The organism is Streptomyces sp. RP5T (assembly GCF_003933965.1).
Classification (GTDB): Bacteria; Actinomycetota; Actinomycetes; order Streptomycetales; family Streptomycetaceae; genus Streptomyces.
Window position 1 is genome coordinate 1 of the sequence record NZ_RSAJ01000918.1, and the last position, 2,320, is coordinate 2,320.

At 74.6% G+C, this 2,320-nt stretch carries 3 protein-coding genes; 2 read left to right on the forward strand and 1 reads right to left on the reverse strand.

Annotation, left to right across the window (positions count from 1 at the left end; all coding sequences use genetic code 11):
- Positions 1 to 26 precede the first annotated feature (26 nt).
- On the reverse strand, positions 27 to 1,418 hold the full coding sequence (locus EHS43_RS42940; RefSeq protein ID WP_125195870.1) for an MFS transporter: 1,392 nt from the start codon (positions 1,416 to 1,418) through the stop codon (positions 27 to 29).
- Positions 1,419 to 1,486: 68 nt separating this feature from the next.
- Between EHS43_RS42940 and EHS43_RS42945 the strand changes: the two genes are divergently transcribed.
- Both EHS43_RS42945 and EHS43_RS42950 read left to right on the forward strand, forming a co-directional pair.
- Entirely contained in the window at positions 1,487 to 2,014 is a 528-nt protein-coding gene (locus EHS43_RS42945) for a helix-turn-helix domain-containing protein (RefSeq protein ID WP_185806652.1), read from the forward strand.
- Between the two features lie 38 nt (positions 2,015 to 2,052).
- Positions 2,053 to 2,320: DUF6412 domain-containing protein (locus EHS43_RS42950; protein ID WP_125195872.1), on the forward strand; the 268-nt coding region annotated here is incomplete at its 3' end.

The window sequence follows — 2,320 nt, forward strand, 5'->3', positions numbered from 1 at the left end:
GCCGTGGCGGGCCGGCTGGCGGCGGGTCACCGCTCCCGCAGCCCGGCCACGCTCGCGGCCGCCACCAGCGCCAGCACCGCCGACACCATCATCGCGATGTCCGCGCCGTGGGCGAGGCCGCCGCCGGAGGAGGTGGCGATCGCGATCGTCAGGGCGACTCCGGCGCAGGAGCCGATGTAGCGGAAGGTCTGCTGGGCGCCCGAGCCCATCGCCGCCCGCGCGGCCGGGACGGACTCCACGGCGAGCAGCGGGAGCGCCGCGTTCAGCAGGCCGCTGCCGACACCGGCGATCACCAGGCCCGGCAGCAGCCGTACCCAGGAACCCGCGTCGAGCGAGCCCAGCATGGCCAGCACGCCCGCCGCGTGCAGCAGGAAGCCGATCGCGAGCTGCCGGCGCGGCGGCACCCGGCCGGCCAGGCGGCGGACCTGGAGGGCGACCGCGAAGGACAGGCCGGACCACAGGAGGAAGAGCCAGGCCGTGTCCATCGCGGACATGCCGAGGGTCTGCTGGAGGAGGGCCGGCAGGAAGCTGAACAGGCCGATCACCGCGAGACCCGTGAACAGACCGCTGGCGGAGGACGCGAGGAACCGGCGGTGGCGCAGCAGCTCCAGGTTGATCATCGGGGTGGCCGAGCGGCGTTCCACCGCGGCGAACACGGCGAGCAGGACCGCGGACGCCAGCAGCAACAGCCCGACCGGGGGACGCAGCCAGCCGTCCCGGCCCAGGGTCAGGGCCGCCACCAGGGCGACCAGGGCGAGCCCGAAGGTCACGGCCCCGGCGAGGTCGGGACGGCCGCCGCGCGGGGCCCGGGACTCGGTCAGGAACCGTGCGGACAGGACGGCCACGAGCAGGGCGGCGGCGCCGAGGACGCCGTAGGACACTCTCCAGTTCGGCATCGCGCCGCTCAGGAGAGGGCCGAGCGCGATGCCGCCGCTCACGAACGCGCCCCACACGCCGGTCGCGTGCAGGCGGCCCCGGGGTGAGGGGAAGGCGTGGACGATCAGGCCCAGGCTGCTCGCGAGGAGCGCCGCGCTGGCCGCGCCCTGGGCGATGCGGGCCAGGGTGAACAGCCAGGTGGACGAGGTCAGGGCGCCCAGGGCCGTGGTGAGGCCGAGGGCCAGGGTGCCGGCGGCGAAGATCCGGCGGCGGCCGTAGTCGTCGGCGAGGCTGCCGGCGACCAGGAGCAGGGCGGCGAGGCCGAGCGGGGTGCCGTTCAGGAGCCAGGCCTGGGCGGACAGCGGGGTGTGCAGGTCGGCGGCGACATCGGGGAGCGCGACCATCGGCGCGGTGTACGTCATGAGGGCCACGGCGGTGGCGGCGCTGGTCAGGGTGAGCGTGGCGGTGGGGCGCGCGGGAGACGCCTGGGGGGTCTCGGTGGCCCTCACCTCAGTGAGAGTTCGTTCACTGAACCTGGTCATGCCGGAAACCGTAGCAGAGTAAGTTCGGTCATTGAACCTAGGTGGGGAAAATGGTTACAGTGGGCGGCATGGCACTGGGCAAGGACTACGCGACACAGGAATGTTCGATCGCCCGCGCGCTGGAGATCGTCGGCGAGCGCTGGACCCTGCTCGTCATCCGCGACGCCCTCTACGGCGTCCGGCGCTACAACGACTTCCTCGTCCATCTCGGCATCCCGCGCGCGGTGCTCGCCGCCCGCCTCCAGATGCTCACCGAGGAGGGGATCCTGGAGAAGCGCCGCTACCAGGAGTCCCCGCCGCGTGACGAGTACGTCGTCACCGACCGCGGCATCGCCCTGTGGCCCGCCCTGCGCGCGCTCGGCCGCTGGGGGCGCGAGCACCACGGCGAGAGCGCGCTGCGGACCTTCCACCACGCCGAGTGCGGCACCGAGCTCGGCTCCTGGGGCGAATGCCCCGCCTGCGCCACCGTCGTACCGGTCGAGGACGTCCTCATGGTGCCGGGCCCCGGGCTCGACCCGGACCCGGCTGATCCGGTCAGCCGGGCGCTGCTCCAGCCGAGGAGGCTCCTTCGGCCGGTCGTGGTCGATCAGGTATAACCGGGGGAGGACCCGCAGCGAGAGGGGGAGTGGCCGTGATGCGCGACTGGACGACACCGCGTCCCGCCGCCGTGCTGCTCTTCCTCGTCCTCGACCTGGTCCTCCTCGACGCCGGCAGCCTCTCCGCGGCCGTCGCGCTCGCCGCGACCGCCGCGGCCGGCTCCGCCCTCGCCGCCTGCTCGCTGATCGCCTCGCGCTGCGCGCCCGCCGTGCCGCCCACCCGGGTCCGCACCGCCATCCGCGACCGGGCCCGCCGCACGGCCTTCCTCCCGCAGCGCGACCCCGACGCCAAGGGCCGCTCCCGCC

What these genes read in the sequence shown, in the direction of transcription:
- EHS43_RS42940 (WP_125195870.1), bottom strand. Translation starts at nt 1,418, where the DNA reads ATGACCAGGTTCAGTGAACGAACTCTCACTGAGGTGAGGGCCACCGAG.
- EHS43_RS42945 (WP_185806652.1), top strand. Translation starts at nt 1,487, where the DNA reads ATGGCACTGGGCAAGGACTACGCGACACAGGAATGTTCGATCGCCCGC.